Origin of the sequence: Pseudomonas sp. Bout1 (genome assembly GCF_034314165.1) — a bacterium.
Taxonomy (GTDB): domain Bacteria; phylum Pseudomonadota; class Gammaproteobacteria; order Pseudomonadales; family Pseudomonadaceae; genus Aquipseudomonas.
Genome location: NZ_JAVIWK010000001.1, coordinates 5,154,419 through 5,173,557, shown reverse-complemented (window position 1 = coordinate 5,173,557; position 19,139 = coordinate 5,154,419). Strand labels below are relative to the sequence as shown.

General features: G+C 58.1%; 16 protein-coding genes. 14 read left to right on the top strand and 2 right to left on the bottom strand.

Translation table 11 applies throughout. From position 1 onward, the window contains the following. Positions 1–71 precede the first annotated feature (71 nt). Complete coding sequence (gltA, locus tag RGV33_RS23800; RefSeq protein WP_003210575.1) at positions 72–1,361, bottom strand: citrate synthase; 1,290 nt, start codon at positions 1,359–1,361, stop codon at positions 72–74. A 363-nt stretch (positions 1,362–1,724) separates the two neighbouring features. On the opposite strand from gltA, the gene sdhC reads away from it, so the two are divergent. The 10 genes from sdhC (at position 1,725) to brnQ (ending at position 14,863) form a co-directional block, all read left to right on the top strand. After that, the gene (sdhC, locus tag RGV33_RS23795; protein WP_008433998.1) at positions 1,725–2,099 is read left to right on the top strand and encodes a succinate dehydrogenase, cytochrome b556 subunit; all 375 of its coding nucleotides are present in this window, start codon (positions 1,725–1,727) and stop codon (positions 2,097–2,099) included. After that, a complete protein-coding gene (gene sdhD, locus RGV33_RS23790) occupies positions 2,093–2,461 on the top strand; it encodes a succinate dehydrogenase, hydrophobic membrane anchor protein (protein ID WP_003210573.1) in 369 nt (122 codons plus the stop codon). The genes sdhC and sdhD overlap by 7 nt, the downstream gene beginning before the upstream one ends. 3 nt (positions 2,462–2,464) lie before the next feature. Continuing rightward, positions 2,465–4,240, top strand: coding sequence for a succinate dehydrogenase flavoprotein subunit (sdhA, locus tag RGV33_RS23785; protein WP_322146482.1), 1,776 nt, complete (start codon positions 2,465–2,467; stop codon positions 4,238–4,240). 11 nt (positions 4,241–4,251) lie between these two features. After that, the gene (locus tag RGV33_RS23780; protein WP_076015224.1) at positions 4,252–4,956 is read left to right on the top strand and encodes a succinate dehydrogenase iron-sulfur subunit; all 705 of its coding nucleotides are present in this window, start codon (positions 4,252–4,254) and stop codon (positions 4,954–4,956) included. A 262-nt stretch (positions 4,957–5,218) separates the two neighbouring features. Further along, positions 5,219–8,050, top strand: coding sequence for a 2-oxoglutarate dehydrogenase E1 component (locus RGV33_RS23775; RefSeq protein ID WP_322146480.1), 2,832 nt, complete (start codon positions 5,219–5,221; stop codon positions 8,048–8,050). A gap of 44 nt (positions 8,051–8,094) precedes the next feature. Further along, entirely contained in the window at positions 8,095–9,321 is a 1,227-nt protein-coding gene (odhB, locus tag RGV33_RS23770; RefSeq protein WP_322146478.1) for a 2-oxoglutarate dehydrogenase complex dihydrolipoyllysine-residue succinyltransferase, read from the top strand. Between the two features lie 95 nt (positions 9,322–9,416). Continuing rightward, positions 9,417–10,853 (top strand): dihydrolipoyl dehydrogenase, encoded by a 1,437-nt coding sequence (gene lpdA, locus RGV33_RS23765; RefSeq protein ID WP_322146476.1) that lies wholly within the window; start codon positions 9,417–9,419, stop codon positions 10,851–10,853. 214 nt (positions 10,854–11,067) lie between these two features. Continuing rightward, a complete protein-coding gene (sucC, locus tag RGV33_RS23760) occupies positions 11,068–12,234 on the top strand; it encodes an ADP-forming succinate--CoA ligase subunit beta (RefSeq protein WP_322146474.1) in 1,167 nt (388 codons plus the stop codon). Then, entirely contained in the window at positions 12,234–13,115 is an 882-nt protein-coding gene (gene sucD, locus RGV33_RS23755; protein ID WP_076015228.1) for a succinate--CoA ligase subunit alpha, read from the top strand. Before sucC ends, sucD begins: the two co-directional genes overlap by 1 nt. A 434-nt stretch (positions 13,116–13,549) precedes the next feature. Next, positions 13,550–14,863 (top strand): branched-chain amino acid transport system II carrier protein, encoded by a 1,314-nt coding sequence (brnQ, locus tag RGV33_RS23750; RefSeq protein ID WP_322146472.1) that lies wholly within the window; start codon positions 13,550–13,552, stop codon positions 14,861–14,863. Positions 14,864–15,014: 151 nt separating this feature from the next. Here the strand turns inward: brnQ and RGV33_RS23745 are convergent, their stop codons facing one another. Continuing rightward, positions 15,015–15,257 carry a hypothetical protein gene (locus tag RGV33_RS23745; RefSeq protein ID WP_010166269.1) on the bottom strand — a complete coding sequence of 81 codons (243 nt, stop codon included), beginning with the start codon at positions 15,255–15,257 and terminating at the stop codon, positions 15,015–15,017. A 158-nt stretch (positions 15,258–15,415) separates the two neighbouring features. On the opposite strand from RGV33_RS23745, the gene RGV33_RS23740 reads away from it, so the two are divergent. The 4 genes from RGV33_RS23740 (at position 15,416) to RGV33_RS23725 (ending at position 19,130) form a co-directional block, all read left to right on the top strand. Further along, complete coding sequence (locus tag RGV33_RS23740) at positions 15,416–15,892, top strand: PaaI family thioesterase (RefSeq protein ID WP_322146469.1); 477 nt, start codon at positions 15,416–15,418, stop codon at positions 15,890–15,892. Beyond that, a complete protein-coding gene (locus tag RGV33_RS23735) occupies positions 15,889–16,341 on the top strand; it encodes a PaaI family thioesterase (protein ID WP_322146467.1) in 453 nt (150 codons plus the stop codon). Before RGV33_RS23740 ends, RGV33_RS23735 begins: the two co-directional genes overlap by 4 nt. An 89-nt stretch (positions 16,342–16,430) precedes the next feature. Then, positions 16,431–18,335: a molecular chaperone HtpG gene (htpG, locus tag RGV33_RS23730; RefSeq protein ID WP_322146465.1), complete on the top strand. Its 1,905-nt coding sequence runs from the start codon at positions 16,431–16,433 to the stop codon at positions 18,333–18,335. A 66-nt stretch (positions 18,336–18,401) separates the two neighbouring features. Further along, positions 18,402–19,130 carry a dienelactone hydrolase family protein gene (locus tag RGV33_RS23725; protein ID WP_322146463.1) on the top strand — a complete coding sequence of 243 codons (729 nt, stop codon included), beginning with the start codon at positions 18,402–18,404 and terminating at the stop codon, positions 19,128–19,130. Positions 19,131–19,139 lie beyond the last annotated feature (9 nt).

The following is a 19,139-nucleotide window of genomic DNA, read 5'->3' as shown; positions in this document are numbered from 1 at the left end:
ACAAATCTGGCACAAATAAAAACGGCCTCCACCAGGGAGGCCGTTTTCAGTGCAACCAGGCAGCTAACTGCTTACTTGCGGTCTTCCAGCTTGGTAATGTCACGCGACTCGTAGCCGGTGTACAGCTGGCGCGGGCGGCCAATCTTGTACGGGCTGGAGAGCATTTCTTTCCAGTGGGAGATCCAGCCCACGGTCCGCGCCAGGGCGAAGATCACGGTGAACATGCTGGTTGGAATGCCGATCGCCTTGAGGATGATCCCCGAGTAGAAGTCGACGTTCGGGTACAGCGAGCGTTCGATGAAGTACGGGTCGGTCAGGGCGATCTCTTCCAGGCGCATGGCCAGTTCGAGTTGCGGATCGTTCTTGATGCCCAGTTCCTTCAACACTTCGTCGCAGGTCTTTTTCATCACGGTAGCGCGCGGGTCGCGGTTCTTGTAGACCCGGTGACCGAAGCCCATCAACTTGAACGGATCGTTCTTGTCCTTGGCCTTGGCGATGAACTTGTCGATGTTCGAGACATCGCCGATTTCATCGAGCATGGTCAATACGGCTTCGTTCGCACCGCCGTGGGCAGGGCCCCACAGTGCGGCGATACCGGCGGCGATACACGCGAACGGGTTGGCACCCGACGAACCTGCCAGACGTACGGTAGACGTCGAGGCGTTCTGTTCGTGGTCGGCGTGGAGGATGAAGATCTTGTCCATCGCCGCGGCCAGTACCGGGCTGATCGGTTTGATCTCGCACGGGGTGTTGAACATCATGTGCAGGAAGTTTTCCGCGTACGTCAGGTCGTTGCGCGGGTACATCATGGGTTGACCCATGGAGTACTTGTAAACCATTGCGGCCAGGGTAGGCATCTTGGCAACCAGGCGGATCGCGGAAATTTCGCGATGCTGCGGGTTATTGATGTCCAGGGAGTCGTGATAGAAGGCCGACAGGGCGCCGACTACGCCGCACATGACGGCCATCGGGTGGGCGTCGCGACGGAAGCCGTTGAAGAAGGTCTTCAACTGCTCGTGAACCATGGTGTGGTTCTTCACGGTGCTGACAAACTGGGCCTTTTGCTCAGCTGTTGGCAATTCGCCATTAAGCAGCAGGTAGCAGGTTTCCAGGTAGTCCGACTGTTCAGCAAGCTGTTCGATCGGGTAGCCGCGATGCAGCAAAATACCGTTATCACCGTCGATATAGGTGATCTTCGACTCGCATGAGGCGGTCGACATGAAGCCTGGGTCGAAGGTAAAACGGCCCGTGGCCGTCAGGCCCCGTACGTCGATAACATCGGGACCAACGGTGCCGGTTAAAATGGGCAGCTCGACGGGGGCTGCGCCCTCGATGATCAACTGCGCTTTTTTGTCAGCCATGTGGCCTCCTATTTATGCTTCAAATCATCAGACAGACCCCCCACGCAGGGCCCGCACCACTATAGTGAGATAAATTCAGATGTCAATTTGCCTAAAGTCTTGCTCCAGAAGGCTTTAACCGTACTTTTTCCTCGAAATTACCTGCCATTTACGCCTTTTATGCCGCCAGCGCAATGCGCTATTAGGGTGAGGAGTGCGCGTTGTCATTAGTTGCCTAACTGTCTATACTCGGCCTCCGACCGCCAGGGGCTTTTGGGCCCGTTTTGATGGGGGTCGCACTCCCTGGGTGGTGGTTACCTGACCAGTGCACTCCCCAACAACTTTGCCCTGATTGTTAGGGGCTCTTCAGTGTGAAAAAAAGCCGTGAATAGCCAACGACCTGTAAACCTAGACCTAAGGACCATCAAACTCCCCATCACCGGCGTAACGTCATTCCTGCACCGTGTATCCGGCATCATCCTGTTTCTTGGCCTGGGCATCATGCTTTATGCATTGAGCAAATCCCTGGGTTCGGAAGAAGGGTACGCCGAGGTGAAGGCATGCTTGACCAGTCCGCTGGCCAAATTCGTCGCCTGGGGCCTCCTGTCCGCTCTGCTTTATCACCTTGTGGCCGGTATTCGCCACTTGATCATGGACATGGGTATCGGTGAGACGCTGGAAGGCGGCAAGCTGGGCTCGAAAATCGTCATCGCCATTTCCGTGGTGCTGATCGTTCTGGCGGGAGTTTGGATATGGTAACCAGCGTTACGAACCTGTCGCGTTCGGGCCTCTATGACTGGATGGCGCAACGTGTGTCTGCGGTTGTTCTCGCGGCTTATTTCATTTTCCTGATCGGGTACCTCGCGGCGAACCCTGGCATTGGCTACGCCCAATGGCACGGCCTGTTCGCTCACAACGGGATGCGCATTTTCAGTCTGCTGGCCCTTGTAGCCCTGGGCGCTCACGCCTGGGTTGGCATGTGGACCATCGCGACCGACTACCTCACGCCAATGGCGCTGGGCAAGTCCGCGACAGCAGTACGGTTTCTCTTCCAGGCGGTATGCGGCGTTGCGATGTTCGCTTACTTCGTCTGGGGTGTGCAGATTCTTTGGGGTATCTGATTCATGGCTAACACAGTTAATACGCTTTCATTCGACGCCATCATCATTGGCGGCGGCGGTGCCGGCATGCGCGCTGCGCTGCAACTGGCCCAGGGCGGTCACAAGACTGCCGTGATCACCAAGGTGTTCCCGACCCGTTCCCACACCGTTTCGGCCCAGGGTGGCATTACCTGCGCCATCGCCTCTGCCGATCCAAACGATGATTGGCGCTGGCACATGTACGATACCGTCAAGGGTTCCGACTATATCGGTGACCAGGACGCTATCGAATACATGTGCTCCGTAGGCCCGGAAGCGGTCTTCGAGCTGGAACACATGGGTCTGCCGTTCTCCCGTACCGAGCAGGGTCGCATCTATCAGCGTCCGTTCGGCGGCCAGTCCAAAGACTTCGGCAAGGGTGGCCAGGCCGCTCGTACTTGCGCCGCAGCTGACCGTACCGGTCACGCGCTGTTGCACACCCTGTACCAGGCCAACCTGAAGGCCGGCACCGTATTCCTCAATGAATACTATGGTGTCGACCTGGTGAAGAACGAAGACGGTGCCTTTGTAGGCATGATCGTTATCTGCATCGAAACCGGCGAAACCTCTTACGTGCGGGCTAACGCCACGGTATTGGCGACCGGCGGTGCAGGCCGTATCTACTCGTCTACTACCAACGCCCTGATCAACACCGGTGACGGTATCGGCATGGCCCTGCGTGCAGGCGTCCCGGTACAGGACATCGAAATGTGGCAGTTCCACCCGACCGGCATCGCCGGCGCCGGTGTACTGGTTACAGAAGGTTGCCGTGGTGAAGGTGGTTACCTGATCAACAAGAACGGCGAGCGTTTCATGGAACGTTATGCTCCGAACGCCAAAGACCTTGCCGGTCGTGACGTTGTGGCCCGTTCCATGGTTAAAGAGATCATCGCCGGTAACGGCTGTGGTCCTGATGGCGACCACGTGATGCTCAAGCTCGATCACCTCGGTGAAGAAGTGCTGCACAGCCGTCTGCCAGGCATCATGGAATTGTCCAAGACCTTTGCTCACGTTGACCCGGCTGTTGCGCCGATCCCGGTTGTCCCAACTTGCCACTATATGATGGGCGGCGTTGCCACCAACATTCATGGCCAGGCGATCACCCAGGACGCCGACGGCGTCGACCAGATCATCCCTGGTCTGTTCGCAGTAGGCGAAGTGGCGTGCGTATCGGTTCACGGTGCCAACCGTCTGGGCGGCAACTCGCTGCTCGACCTGGTGGTGTTCGGTCGTGCCGCCGGCCTGTTCCTGGAACAGACCTTGAAGGAAGGCGTTGATTACGCTCGTCCACGCCAGTCCGACATCGACGCTGCCCTGGCACGTCTGGATGGCCTGAACTCGCGTACCGACGGCGAAGACGTTGCCTCCCTGCGCAAAGAACTGCAAAGCTGCATGCAGAACTACTTCGGTGTGTTCCGTACCGGCGAATACATGCAAAAAGGTATCGCCCAACTGGCTGACCTGCGCACGCGCATCGCCAACGTCAAGATCAACGATAAGAGCCAGGCGTTCAACACCGCTCGTATCGAAGCCCTTGAGCTGCAAAACCTGCTGGAAGTGGCTGAAGCAACTGCCATCGCTGCAGAAGTTCGCAAAGAGTCCCGCGGCGCCCACGCCCGTGAAGACTTCGAAGAACGCGACGACGTTAACTGGCTGTGCCACACCCTGTACTTCCCGGGTGACAAGCGCGTAGCTAAACGTGCCGTGAACTTCTCGCCAAAAACAGTCCCTACGTTTGAACCAATGATTCGGACTTATTAAGGGTGGCCGATATGTTGAAAGTCAGTGTTTATCGCTACAACCCTGATCAGGACGCCGCGCCGTTCATGCAGGAATTCCAGGTCAATACCGGTGGTAAAGACCTGATGGTGCTGGACGTACTGGCCCTGGTTAAAGAGCAGGACGAAGGTTTCTCCTATCGTCGCTCTTGCCGCGAGGGTGTTTGCGGTTCCGACGGCATGAACATCAACGGCAAAAACGGCCTGGCGTGCATCACGCCGCTGTCTGCCGTGGTTAAAGGCAACAAGCTGATCGTTCGTCCACTGCCAGGTTTGCCGGTTATCCGTGACCTGGTCGTCGATATGAGCATCTTCTACAAGCAATACGAAAAGGTTAAGCCATTCCTGCTGAACGACACTCCGGCCCCGGCCATCGAGCGTCTTCAGACTCCAGAAGAGCGCGAGAAGCTGGACGGTCTGTACGAGTGCATCCTGTGCGCTTGCTGCTCGACCTCCTGCCCGTCCTTCTGGTGGAACCCCGACAAGTTCCTGGGCCCAGCTGCCCTGCTGCAAGCGTACCGCTTCCTGGCAGACAGCCGTGACACCAAGACTGCCGAGCGTCTGGCTTCGCTGGATGACCCGTTCAGCGTATTCCGCTGCCGCGGGATCATGAACTGCGTCAACGTATGTCCAAAAGGCCTGAACCCGACTAAGGCCATTGGTCACGTACGTAGCATGCTGCTGCAAAGCGGCGTGTAACCGGCGTTGTAGTAAAAGCAGGACCGTTGTGCCCGTAGATGCTACGGCGCAGGCTTCAACCGGCGCCGTAGTTTTAACTTGAGCAGCGACTTACAAAGCCGCGGCTCTTATTTTGAAGAAATGAGACAAGCAGGGGCATTCGGGTTGGTACCCGAACTATCAGCGTGATCCTAAGTGGCTTGTTTTGGTCGCTGCACTTGGCCTTTTGCAAGCAAACTCGGTGTTTTCGCCGGTGGTGTCCCCAAATCGAGGGTGACCAAGCATGCAAGAAAGCGTGATGCAGCGCATGTGGAACAGCGGCTATCTTTCAGGTGGTAACGCTGCCTATGTGGAAGAGCTTTATGAGCTCTACCTGCACGACCCTAACGCTGTGCCAGAAGAATGGCGCACCAAATTTCAGACGTTGTCTTCAGACGGCAACGCTGCCACCGATGTATCGCACGCAACAATTCGCGATCAGTTCGTGCTGCTGGCAAAGAACCAGCGCCGCGCCCAACCGGTTTCCGCCGGGAGCGTGAGCAGTGAGCACGAGAAGAAGCAAGTTGAAGTACTGCGACTGATCCAGGCCTACCGTATGCGTGGCCACCAGGCAGCCCAGCTTGACCCGCTGGGGCTGTGGCAGCGTCCTGCACCTGCAGACCTGTCGATCAATCATTACGGCTTGACCAATGCCGATCTTGATACGACCTTCCGTGCCGGCGACCTGTTCATCGGCAAAGAGGAAGCGAGCCTACGCGAAATTCACGAAGCGTTGCAGCAGACATATTGCCGCACCATCGGCGCTGAATTTACGCACATCACCGATTCCGAGCAGCGCCACTGGTTCCAGCACCGTCTTGAAGGCGTGCGTGGGCGCCCGGTGCTGTCTGCAGACGTCAAGAGCCATTTGCTCGAGCGCGTCACCGCAGCGGAAGGCCTGGAAAAATACCTGGGCACCAAATACCCGGGCACCAAGCGTTTCGGCCTGGAAGGCGGCGAAAGCCTGATCCCGATGCTCGACGAGCTGATCCAGCGTTCCGGTTCCTACGGCACCAAGGAAATCGTGATCGGCATGGCCCACCGTGGCCGTTTGAACGTGCTGGTCAACACCTTCGGCAAGAACCCGCGCGAGCTGTTCGACGAGTTCGAGGGCAAGAAGAAGGTCGAGCTGGGTTCCGGTGACGTTAAATACCACCAGGGCTTCTCGTCCAACGTAATGACCACCGGCGGTGAAGTTCACCTGGCCATGGCGTTCAACCCATCCCACCTGGAAATCGTTTCTCCAGTGGTCGAGGGGTCGGTACGTGCGCGCCAGGATCGTCGTAACGATGCAACCGGTGAGAAGGTCCTGCCGATTTCCATCCACGGTGACGCGGCATTCGCCGGTCAGGGCGTGGTCTTGGAAACGTTCCAGATGTCGCAGACTCGCGGCTTCAAGACGGGCGGTACCGTTCACATCGTCATCAACAACCAGGTGGGTTTCACCATCAGCAACCCGCTGGACGCGCGCTCTACCGAGTACGCGACCGACGTTGCCAAGATGATCCAGGCGCCGATTCTCCATGTGAATGGTGATGATCCGGAAGCCGTGTTGTTCGTGACCCAGTTGGCCATTGATTACCGCATGCAGTTCAAGCGTGACGTGGTCATCGACCTGGTCTGCTACCGTCGTCGCGGTCACAACGAAGCGGATGAGCCTAGCGGCACCCAACCGTTGATGTACCAGCAAATCACCAAGCAGCGCACCACCCGTGAGCTGTACGCCGAAAGCCTGACCAAGGCCGGTGTGGTGGACGATGCACGTGTTCAGGCGAAGATCGATGAATACCGCAACGCGCTGGACAACGGCCTGCACGTAGTGAAAAGCCTGGTTAAAGAGCCGAACAAAGAGCTGTTCGTTGACTGGCGCCCGTACCTGGGCCACGCCTGGACTGCGCGTCACGACACCTCGTTCGATCTGAAAACCCTGCAGGAACTGTCGGCCAAGCTGCTGGAAATTCCAGACGGTTTCGTCGTACAGCGCCAGGTTGCGAAGATCTACGAAGATCGTCAGAAGATGCAAGCCGGCGGCCTGCCGATCAACTGGGGTTACGCTGAAACCATGGCGTACGCGACCCTGGCGTTCGAAGGTCACCCGATCCGCATGACCGGCCAGGACATCGGCCGCGGTACGTTCTCGCACCGTCACGCGGTGTTGCACAACCAGAAAGACGCGGGCACCTACATCCCGTTGCAGAACCTGTACGAAGGGCAGCCACGTTTCGACCTGTACGATTCGTTCCTGTCCGAAGAAGCCGTACTGGCGTTCGAATACGGTTACTCGACCACCACGCCTCAGGCGCTGGTGATCTGGGAAGCCCAGTTCGGCGACTTTGCCAACGGTGCCCAAGTGGTTATCGACCAGTTCATTACCAGCGGCGAGCACAAGTGGGGCCGTCTGTGCGGTCTGACCATGCTGTTGCCACACGGTTATGAAGGCCAGGGTCCGGAGCACTCCTCGGCCCGTCTGGAGCGTTACCTGCAATTGTGCGCCGAGCACAACATCCAGGTGTGCGTGCCGACTACCCCGGCCCAGATCTACCATTTGCTGCGTCGCCAGGTGATCCGCCCGCTGCGCAAGCCGCTGGTAGTGCTGACCCCGAAATCGCTGTTGCGTCATAAATTGGCCATCTCGACCCTGGAAGATCTGGCCGACGGTTCGTTCCAGACCGTTATTCCAGAAATCGACACGCTGGACGCAGCCAAGGTCACCCGCCTGGTGCTGTGCAGCGGCAAGGTCTACTACGACTTGCTGGAAAAACGCCGTAGCGAGGGCCGTGAAGACATCGCCATCGTGCGGATCGAGCAGCTTTACCCGTTCCCGGAAGACGACCTGATGGAGGCCATCGCGCCTTACACCAACCTCACCAACGTGGTGTGGTGTCAGGAAGAACCGATGAACCAGGGCGCGTGGTACAGCAGCCAGCATCATCTGCGTCGCAGCATCGGCAACCACAAACAGGCCCTGGGCCTGGAGTACGCCGGTCGTGATGCTTCTGCTGCACCTGCGTGTGGTTATGCGTCGATGCACGCCGAGCAGCAGGAAAAACTGCTGCAAGATGCTTTCACTGTTTAACGCCTTCGTGCTGACTGAAACCGAATTTTAAGGACCCACAGATAATGGCTATCGAAATCAAAGCCCCGTCATTCCCGGAATCGGTTGCCGATGGCACCGTTGCCACCTGGCACAAGAAACCAGGCGAGGCCGTCAAGCGTGACGACCTGATCGTCGACATCGAAACCGACAAGGTCGTGCTCGAAGTGTTGGCTGAAGCTGACGGCGTGCTGGGCGCAATCGTTGCCGAAGAAGGCGCTACCGTCCTGTCGAACCAGGTACTGGGCTCGATCGAAGAGGGCAGCGCTGCTGCCGCTGCTCCTGCGGCTGCTGCACCGGCTGCTGCTGCCGCAGCTCCAGCTGCTGCGCCGGCTGCTGGCGGCGAAGACCCAATCGCTGCACCGGCTGCGCGTCAGCTGGCTGAAGAAAACGGCATCAACCTGGCTTCCATCAAAGGCACCGGCAAAGACGGCCGTGTGACCAAGGAAGACGTGGTTGCCGCCGTTGAAGCCAAGAAAAACGCCCCGGCTGCCGCACCTGCCAAGGCTGCTGCCCCGGCTGCCGCTGCTCCTGTGTTCGCCGCTGGCGACCGCACCGAGAAGCGCGTACCGATGACCCGCGTTCGTGCCACCGTGGCCAAGCGCCTGGTTGAAGCGCAGTCGAACATGGCGATGCTGACCACGTTCAACGAAGTCGACATGACTGAAGTCATGGCGCTGCGTTCGAAGTACAAGGACCTGTTCGAGAAGTCCCACAACGGCGTGCGCCTGGGCTTCATGTCGTTCTTCGTGAAAGCGGCCACCGAAGCGCTGAAACGCTTCCCGGCAGTCAACGCTTCCATCGACGGCAGCGACATCGTTTACCACGGCTACGCTGACGTCGGCGTTGCCGTGTCCAGCGACCGTGGCCTGGTGGTACCGGTTCTGCGTAACGCCGAACTGATGAGCCTGGCTGAAATCGAAGGCGGCATCGCCAACTTCGGCAAGAAAGCCCGTGACGGCAAACTGACCATCGACGAGATGACCGGTGGTACCTTCACCATCACTAACGGTGGTACTTTCGGTTCGATGATGTCGACCCCGATCGTCAACCCGCCACAAGCTGCGATCCTGGGCATGCACAACATTCTGCAGCGTCCTATGGCGATCAACGGCCAAGTGGTTATCCGCCCGATGATGTACCTGGCGCTGTCGTACGATCACCGCCTGATCGATGGTAAAGAAGCCGTGACTTTCCTGGTGACCATCAAGAACCTGCTGGAAGACCCGGCTCGTCTGCTGCTGGATATCTGATAAAGCGGCGGTGAGCCGCACCACCCGGTCTGCCGCAAGGCAGGCCGAAGTGCGGCTCACGGCTTGAAGCTTTTAGCTAAAGAGGATTTTTTTTCATGTCGCAGAAATTTGACGTTGTAGTGATTGGTGCTGGCCCTGGCGGCTATGTTGCCGCTATCAAGGCCGCACAACTGGGCCTCTCGACTGCTTGCATCGAAAAATACACCGACAAGGAAGGCAAACTGGCGTTGGGCGGTACTTGCCTGAACGTGGGTTGCATTCCTTCCAAGGCGCTGCTGGACAGCTCCTGGAAATTCCACGAAGCGCAAAGCGGTTTTGCCATCCACGGCATCAACCACGCTGGCGTGACCATGGACGTGCCAGCAATGGTCGGCCGCAAGGCCAACATCGTTAAAGGCCTGACTTCCGGCGTTGCTACCCTGTTCAAGGCCAACGGCGTTACTTCCCTGCAAGGCCACGGCAAACTGCTGGCCGGCAAGAAAATTGAAATCACCAAGCCTGACGGTTCGGTAGAAGTCATCGAAGCCGAGAACGTGATCCTGGCGCCAGGTTCGCGTCCAATCGACATTCCACCGGCTCCCGTTGACCAGAACGTGATCGTTGATTCGACCGGCGCGCTGGAATTCCAATCGGTTCCAAAACGTCTGGGTGTAATCGGCGCTGGCGTGATCGGCCTGGAGCTGGGTTCGGTCTGGTCCCGCCTGGGTTCCGAAGTGACCGTGCTGGAAGCCCTGGACACGTTCCTGCTGGCTGCCGACACCGCTGTGTCCAAGGAAGCGTTGAAAACCCTGACCAAACAAGGTCTGGACATCAAGCTGGGCGCTCGTGTTACCGGTTCCAAGGTTAACGGCGACGAAGTCGTCGTGACCTACACCGACAAGGAAGGCGAGCAGACCATCACTTTCGACAAGCTGATCGTTGCCGTTGGTCGCCGTCCAGTGACCGCTGATCTGCTGGCTTCCGACAGCGGCGTGAACATCGACGAGCGTGGTTTCATCCACGTTGACGATCACTGCGCTACCACCGTGCCGGGCGTCTACGCCATTGGCGACGTGGTTCGCGGCATGATGCTGGCGCACAAGGCTTCTGAAGAAGGCATCATGGTTGTCGAGCGCATCAAGGGTCACAAGACCCAGATGAACTACGACCTGATCCCGTCTGTTATCTATACCCACCCGGAAATTGCATGGGTCGGCAAGAACGAACAGCAGTTGAAAGCTGAAGGCGTTGAAGTTAACGTCGGCACCTTCCCGTTTGCCGCTTCTGGCCGTGCCATGGCAGCCAACGACACCGGTGGTTTTGTCAAAGTCATCGCTGATGCCAAGACTGACCGCGTATTGGGCGTGCATGTGATTGGCCCGAGCGCTGCAGAACTGGTTCAGCAAGGCGCAATCGGTATGGAATTCGGCACCAGCGCCGAAGACATCGGCATGATGGTTTTCTCCCATCCGACCCTGTCTGAAGCGCTGCACGAAGCCGCGTTGGCAGTGAATGGCGGCGCCATTCACATCGCCAACAAGAAGAAGCGTTAAGCGAGATAATAAGAAACCACGGCGGTTGCCCGTCGTGAGCCTTGTGCGCAAGACTCACCGCGGAATATCCGCTGGACGCAGTCTTGCGCAGTTTCACCACCCAGGGTTCAGGCCTTTGGTGGTTTGACTGTGCAAGCAGCAGTCACAGGTGGCGCGGCACTCAATAAAGAGCGCAGCGCCGAATGCGCAGTACCTAACGAAGACGGTAATAAGCATGAATCTTCACGAGTATCAGGGTAAGCAGCTGTTCGCTGAGTACGGCCTGCCAGTATCCAAGGGTTACGCAGTAGACACCCCGGAAGCAGCAGCAGAAGCTTGCGACAAAATCGGCGGCACCGAGTGGGTTGTCAAAGCCCAGGTCCACGCTGGTGGTCGCGGTAAAGCGGGCGGCGTTAAGCTGGTTCGCAGCAAAGAAGACGCCAAAGCCTTCGCTCAGCAGTGGCTGGGCAAGCGTCTGGTGACTTACCAGACTGATGCCAATGGCCAGCCAGTCACCAAGATCCTGGTTGAATCGTGCACTGATATCGATAAAGAGCTGTACCTGGGCGCTGTCGTTGACCGTTCGAGCCGTCGCATCGTGTTCATGGCCTCCACCGAAGGTGGCGTGGACATTGAGAAGATCGCCGAAGAAACCCCAGAAAAAATTCTGAAAGCCACTATCGATCCACTGGTTGGCGCGCAGCCATTCCAGGGTCGCGAGCTGGCATTCCAGTTGGGTCTGGAAGGCAAGCAAGTTGCCCAGTTCGCCAAGATCTTTGTAGGTCTGGCCAAACTGTTCCAGGATCACGATCTGGCCCTGCTGGAAGTGAACCCGCTGGTGATCAAGGCTGACGGCGATCTGCATTGCCTCGACGCCAAGATCAACATCGACGCCAACGCCATGTACCGTCAGCCTAAGCTGAAGACTTTCCACGATCCGTCGCAAGACGATCCGCGCGAAGCGCACGCTGCCAAGTTCGAACTGAACTACGTAGCCCTGGAAGGTAACATCGGTTGCATGGTCAACGGTGCTGGCCTGGCCATGGGTACCATGGACATCGTCAACCTGCATGGCGGCAAACCAGCCAACTTCCTCGACGTAGGCGGCGGTGCCACCAAAGAACGCGTTACCGAAGCGTTCAAGATCATCCTGTCCGACTCCAACGTCGCTGCAGTATTGGTCAACATCTTCGGCGGCATCGTTCGTTGCGACATGATTGCCGAAGGCATCATCGGTGCAGTGAAAGAAGTCGGCGTTAAAATCCCGGTTGTTGTTCGCCTTGAAGGTAACAACGCTGAACTGGGCGCTAAAGTACTGGCAGAAAGCGGTTTGAACATCATCGCTGCTACCAGCCTGACCGACGCTGCTCAACAAGTTGTCAAAGCTGCGGAGGGCAAATAATGAGCGTCCTGATCAATAAAGACACCAAGGTTATCTGCCAGGGTATTACCGGTTCGCAAGGTAGTTTCCACACCCAGCAAGCCATCGAATACGGCACCAAGATGGTCGGTGGCGTTACGCCTGGTAAAGGCGGCACCGAGCACCTGGGCCTGCCAGTGTTCAACACTGTGAAAGAAGCTGTAGCTACCACTGGCGCTACCGCCAGCGTGATCTACGTTCCTGCTCCTTTCTGCAAGGACTCCATCCTGGAAGCGGCATTCGGCGGCATCAAGCTGATCGTTTGCATCACCGAAGGCATTCCTACCCTGGACATGCTGGACGCTAAAGTTAAGTGCGACGAGCTGGGCGTAGTCCTGATCGGCCCTAACTGCCCAGGCGTGATCACTCCAGGCGAATGCAAGATCGGCATCATGCCAGGTCACATTCACTTGCCAGGCAAGGTCGGTATCGTTTCCCGTTCCGGCACCCTGACCTACGAAGCTGTCAAGCAGACTACTGACGCCGGTTTCGGTCAGTCGACTTGCGTCGGCATCGGTGGTGACCCGATCCCGGGTTCGAACTTCATCGACATCCTGAAACTGTTCCAGGAAGACCCGAAGACCGAGGCGATCGTGATGATCGGCGAGATCGGCGGTTCGGCTGAAGAAGAAGCGGCTGCCTACATCAAGGCACACGTGACCAAGCCGGTTGTTTCCTACATCGCTGGTGTGACTGCCCCTGCTGGCAAGCGCATGGGCCATGCTGGCGCAATCATCTCTGGTGGCAAGGGTACTGCAGACGAGAAGTTTGCTGCCCTGGAAGACGCAGGCGTTAAAACCGTGCGTTCGCTGGCAGACATCGGCAAGGCTTTGGCCGAGCTGACTGGTTGGGCTGTCAAGTAAGCCTCGCGCTTAACTGACGCTTCACCACACAAAGGCCACCTTCGGGTGGCCTTTGTGCATTCTGGGGATTACTCATCGGTTGGATGGAATGACGCCGACCAACTGTGGGAGCTGGCTTGCCTGCGATGCAGGCTACTCGGTGTTTCGGACGCACTGAGGTGATGCCATCGCAGGCAAGCCAGCTCCTACATTCGATCGCATTTCAAAATTTAGATATAAAAACGCGACATAAAAATGTCGCTTATCGGACAGTTCGCCCCGCAACAGTGCGTTTTGCCGGCAAGTTCGTTAGGCTAGCCGCCTCTTTATGCGTGCGCATCCCAAAAGGAAGCCCCGCGCTAGACCCGTCGGTCTCCATCAGGACCGGCAGTATTTCCCTCATCCATAGGGAAGCCCTCTCTAAATTCCGATTCAGTAGTGTGGTATTTCCTCAAATGAAAGTGTTGAAAAGCCAGGACATCCTGGCGCTGGGCTTTATGACGTTTGCCCTGTTCGTGGGCGCCGGCAACATCATCTTCCCGCCTATCGTCGGTTTGCAGTCCGGGCCTCATGTCTGGATGGCGGCGCTGGGCTTCCTGATCACCGCGGTCGGTTTGCCGGTGGTCACTGTCATCGCCCTGGCCAAGGTCGGTGGCGGCATGGACGCGTTGAGCAGCCCGATCGGCAAGATCGCCGGTGGCTTGCTGGCAGCGGCTGCTTACCTGGCAGTCGGCCCGTTGTTCGCCACCCCGCGTACCGCGACCGTGTCCTTTGAAGTGGGCCTGGCGCCGCTGACCGGCGAAAGCCCGCTGGCGCTGTTCCTCTACAGCTCGGTGTACTTCCTGCTGGTGTTCTTCATCTCCCTGTACCCGGGCCGCCTGCTGGATACCGTCGGTCGTTTCCTGGCACCGTTGAAGATCATCGCCCTGGCCGTATTGGGCATTGCTGCCTTTGCCTTGCCGGCCGGGGATGTGGGCGTCGCCACCCCTGAGTACGTGGCTGCACCGTTCTCCCAGGGCTTTATCAATGGTTACCTGACCATGGATACCCTTGGCGCCCTGGTGTTTGGCATTGTGATCGTCAACGCGATCCGCTCCCGTGGCGTCGAGTCGCCGAAGCTGATCACCCGCTACGCGATCATCGCCGGGCTGATTGCCGGCGTGGGCCTGGCGCTGGTGTACATCAGCCTGTTCCGTCTGGGTTCGGGCAGCCATGAAGTGGCCGCCGGTGCGGCCAACGGCGCCGCCGTGTTGCACGCATACGTCCAGCACACCTTCGGCTCCCTGGGCAGCGGCTTCCTCGCCGTGCTGATTTCCCTGGCATGCCTGGTGACCGCCGTAGGCCTGACCTGCGCCTGCGCCGAGTACTTCAGCCGTGTGCTGCCGCTGTCCTATAAGACGCTGGTGGTGATCCTGGCGGTGTTCTCGCTGTTTGTGTCCAACCTGGGCCTGACCAAGCTGATCGCGTTCTCGATCCCGGTGCTGACGGCGATCTACCCGCCGTGCATCGTGCTGGTGGCCCTGAGCTTCTGTAAGGATTTCTGGCAGGAGCAAGGCCGCATCGTTGGCCCCGTAATGCTGGTGTCGTTCATCTTCGGCTGCATCGACGCGCTGAAGGGCGCCGGCCTGGCGGACTGGATGCCATCGCAACTGGCTCACTTGCCGCTGAGCGAGCAGGGCCTGGCATGGCTGGTGCCTTCGGTGATGACGCTGGTAGTCGCGGTAGTGGTTGACCGCGTACTGGGCAAGCGCAGTGAGGCGATTGCCTGAAGGTGTAGCCATCAACTTGTGCTGATGTTTGGTTCGAACTTTCGAGCTGCACGGCCTGGTTAAAACCACCGGACAAAGTAAAGCCCGCTTAGATAGCGGGCTTTCTTTTGCTGCAAGGCTTATTCAAGCCACGGTATTCAAGTCGTCAGACTCAAGAACCGGTTGCAGGTGCTGCTTCTTTCGCGGCTGCGTTGTTCGATTCCTGCTGGGCTTTGGCAGCTTCAGCGTTTTCTTTTGCAGCGTCGTTCACTTTATCCTGAGCTTCGCTCATTTTTTCTTGAGCTTGTTCAGCATGTTGGTTGGCGTCCTGAGCTTTGTCCTCGGATTTTTTATCGCAGGCAGCGAGGCCGAGGGCAGCGGCCAACATCAAGGAAATAGCTAAAGTCTTACGCATGGGGTGTTTCTCCTTATTGAAGATATCTACTGGCCTTTCGAGCCTATGCCCAACGCTTAGTTCCTTAAATCTCACAGATATATAAGGCATTTCTCACAGGGAACTTTCACCCCGGCTGTCTACTCTGCCGGGCTCACACTAATAAGAGTCTTTAACGAATGACCGAAAATCCGCTATTAGCGCGTGCCACGCGCTTCGTTTCAGCCCTGCGCCACTGTCAGGTACTGGGTATTGAAGTGCACGCTGCCAGTGAAGAGGGCATGACCCTGGTGCTGCCTTATGGTCCGCATATCGTCGGTGACCCGCAGACCGGGGTGATTCACGGCGGTGCACTCACGTCGTTGATGGACACCGCTTGCGGCATGGCCACCCTGTGTGTGCTGCCGGAGTTCGAGGTCTGCCCGACCCTGGACCTGCGGGTCGACTACATGCACCCGGCCGAACCCCACAAGCCGGTGTTCGGTTTCGCCCAGTGCTACCGGGTGACCACCGACGTGATCTTCACCCGCGGTTTCGCCTACCAGGATGACCCGCAGCAGCCGATTGCCCATGTGGTGGGCACATTCATGCGCATGGGCAAGCGCCTCAAGGGCAGCCAGGGCCTGGGCAATACGATCAAGGGAGAACAGGCATGACGCATCAGTTCAAGACCCGCCTGCAGCAAGCCCATGAGCGCGGCAACTATGAGGCGCTGCTCAACCTGATTCCCTACGCCAAGCTGATCGGCATCGAGTGCACGCGGCTGGGGGATGAATTGCTGTTCCGCATGCCGGCCAACAAGGACAACATTGGTAACCCGATATTGCCGGCGATCCACGGCGGAGTGATTGCAGGCTTTATGGAGCTCTCTGCAGCGTTGCATTTGCTCGTATTCACGGGTTCTCCGGGCGTGCCGAAAATCATCGACTTCTCCCTGGATTACCTGCGTGCAGGCCAGTTTCGCGACACCTACGCCAAATGCCAGGTGTGGCGACAGGGCCGACGGGTGGCCAATGTGGCGATTACCGCGTGGCAAAGTACCCAGGCCGAACCGATTGCCACCGCCCGTGCACATTTCAAGATTGAGGAACCTGCTCGCCCTTGAAATCCTGGTCTTAGCCCCCAACTTTGATGACAACCCGCCGCCAACCCTCAAGGGCGCGGCCACTGCCATCCAATTGGAGTTTGATGACCATGAGTGTGGAAACTCAAAAGGAAACCCTGGGCTTCCAGACCGAGGTGAAGCAACTGCTGCACCTCATGATCCATTCGCTGTATTCCAACAAGGAAATTTTCCTTCGCGAATTGATCTCGAACGCCTCTGACGCTGTCGACAAATTACGTTTCGAAGCCCTGTCCAAGCCTGAGTTGCTGGAAGGCGGCGCGGAACTGAAAATCCGTGTGAGCTTCGACAAAGACGCGAAAACCGTCACCCTCGAAGACAACGGTATCGGCATGAGCCGTGACGATGCGATCACCCATCTGGGGACCATCGCCAAATCCGGCACCGCTGACTTCATGAAAAACCTGTCGGGCGACCAGAAGAAAGATTCGCACCTGATCGGCCAGTTCGGCGTCGGCTTTTACTCAGCTTTCATCGTTGCCGACCAGGTTGAAGTGTTCAGCCGCCGCGCCGGCCTTGCCGCCAGCGAAGGCGTGCACTGGTCTTCCAAAGGCGAGGGCGAGTTTGAAATCGCCACTGTCGACAAGGCTGATCGTGGTACGCGCATCGTCCTGCACTTGAAGTCGAGTGAAGACGAGTTCGCTGATGGCTGGCGTCTGCGCAACATTATCAAGAAGTACTCCGACCACATCGCGTTGCCGATCGAGTTGCCGAAAGAACAAGCGGCCGCCGAAGGCGAAGAAGCGCCAGCCCAGGAATGGGAAGTGGTCAACCGTGCCAGCGCCCTGTGGACCCGTCCTCGTACCGAAGTCAAAGACGAGGAATACCAGGAGTTCTACAAGCACATCGCGCACGACTACGAAAACCCGTTGAGCTGGAGCCACAACAAGGTCGAAGGCAAGCTGGAATACAGCTCCTTGCTCTACGTACCGGCCCGTGCTCCGTTCGACTTGTACCAGCGTGAAGCGCCGAAAGGCCTGAAGCTGTACGTGCAGCGCGTGTTCGTGATGGACCAGGCGGAATCGTTCCTGCCGTTGTACCTGCGCTTTATCAAGGGCGTGGTCGACTCCAACGACCTGTCGCTGAACGTGTCGCGGGAAATCCTGCAAAAAGACCCGATCATCGACTCCATGAAGTCGGCGCTGACCAAGCGTGTGCTCGACATGCTGGAAAAACTGGCGAAGAACGAGCCTGAGCAATACAAGGGCTTCTGGAAAAACTTCGGCCAGGTCATGAAAGAAGGCCCGGCAGAAGATTTCGCCAACAAGGAAAAAATCGCCGGCCTGCTGCGTTTCGCATCCACCCTGGGTGACGACGGCGAGCAGAACGTGTCCCTGGCCGACTACCTGGCTCGCGCCAAGGAAGGCCAGGACAAGATCTACTACCTGACCGGCGAAACCTACGCCCAAGTCAAGAACAGCCCGCACCTGGAAGTCTTCCGCAAGAAAGGCATCGAAGTGCTGCTGCTGACCGACCGGATCGACGAGTGGCTGATGAGCTACCTCAGCGACTTCGACGGCAAGAGCTTTGTTGACGTGGCCCGTGGCGACCTGGACCTGGGCAACCTGGATTCCGAAGAAGACAAGAAAGCTGCTGAAGAAGTGGCCAAGTCCAAAGAGGGCCTGGTTGAGCGAATCAAGACAGCCCTGGGCGATGCCGTCAGCGAAGTGCGGGTTTCCCACCGCCTGACCGACTCCCCGGCGATTCTGGCCATCGGCGAGCAGGACCTGGGCATGCAGATGCGTCAGATTCTGGAAGCCAGCGGTCAGAAGGTTCCGGATTCCAAGCCGATCTTCGAGTTCAACCCGGCTCACCCGCTGATCGAGAAGCTCGACGGCGAGCAGAGCGAAGAGCGGTTTGGCGACCTGTCGCACATCCTCTTCGACCAGGCAGCCCTGGCTGCCGGCGACAGCCTGAAAGACCCGGCCGCTTATGTGCGCCGACTGAACAAGCTGTTGGTTGAACTGTCGGTTTAACACCGTTGTAGAAAAACCCGCTTCGGCGGGTTTTTTCGTTCTAGAGCCGTTCACCTGGAGTAAATGATGATCCAAATCACCGTGCGTTCCGTGGTCTATCAGATTGATGGCCAGTCTTATGAAAGCCGCCTGGCATTTGATGCCAGTCATAAGGGCCCGCTGCCAGGGTTGTTGATGGCGCCGAACTGGATGGGTGTCAGTGCCGGCGCTGAAGAGATCGCCAAAAGCGTGGCCAGCAAGGGCTACGTGGTGCTGCTTGCCGACCTGTACGGGCAGACTGTTCGCCCCTCCAATGGTGACGAAGCGGGCGCGGCGATGATTCCGTTGAAGAATGACCGGGTGCTGCTGAACAAGCGCATGCAGGTCGCGCTTGATCACCTCAAAACCCAGACTGAAGCGGCGGTGGATACCTCGAAGCTGGCAACCTTCGGTTTCTGCTTCGGTGGTTGCTGCTCCCTGGAGCTGGCGCGTACCGGTGCGCCGTTGAAAGCCGCCGTTTCGTTCCACGGCAGCCTCGACACACCGAACCCGGCCGATGCGAAAAACATCCAGGGTTCAGTGCTGGTCTTGCATGGCGCCTCCGACCCGCTGGTGCCGAAAGAGCAACTGCCGGCTTTTGAAGACGAAATGAATGCAGCCGGTGTGGATTGGCAGTTGCTGAGCTACGGCGGTGCGGTGCACTCGTTTACCGACCCGCACGCGAATGTGCCAGGCAAGATGATGTATGACGCGAAGACCGCTGCACGGGCCTTCCAGTCGATGCATAACTTGCTGGATGAAGTGTTCAAGGGCTGATAGCTCGGT